The organism is Candidatus Nanopusillus massiliensis, from assembly GCF_920984865.1.
This window is the reverse complement of the sequence record NZ_OV100765.1, coordinates 178,723-179,101: the sequence shown is the minus strand read 5'-3', so window position 1 is coordinate 179,101 and position 379 is coordinate 178,723. Positions and strand designations below refer to the sequence as shown.

Sequence of the window (379 nt, the reverse complement as noted above, 5' to 3'; positions counted from 1 at the left end):
ATTATTTACAAATATATCAAAAAATCCAGAGGTTNNNTAAGTATTTATATCAATGGTTTAGAGATAATATTAGTGAAATAAAAAAATATGAAAATGCATATTTAGTTATAAGAGATGTTATAAGAAGCTTATTTGAAGCATATATTGGAAATATTGTAAAAGATATAAAACAATTCATGATAAAAAACTTACCAAAATATAAGAATGACATAATAAAATTTAGGCATTATTCTGAAATATATACAAATTTCGTATCAAAGAATAAAGAAGATATAGAAGATCTTCATGAATTTATAAAAATAATAATTAACAATGATTTTATGGAAAGTAAAGATATTGTATTAATTACATCAGCATTACCATATGTAAATAATGTACC

Annotated in this window: 1 protein-coding gene (cut by a window edge); it reads left to right on the top strand. The window is 19.9% G+C overall.

The features are described 5' to 3' along the window. Window positions 1–176: 176 nt before the first annotated feature. A protein-coding gene (locus LUA84_RS01280; protein ID WP_457913328.1) for a class I tRNA ligase family protein crosses the window boundary here: on the top strand, window positions 177–379 show its 5' portion. It continues 259 nt past the right edge of the window; only the first 203 of its 462 coding nucleotides appear in the window; its start codon is at window positions 177–179; the stop codon falls past the right edge of the window.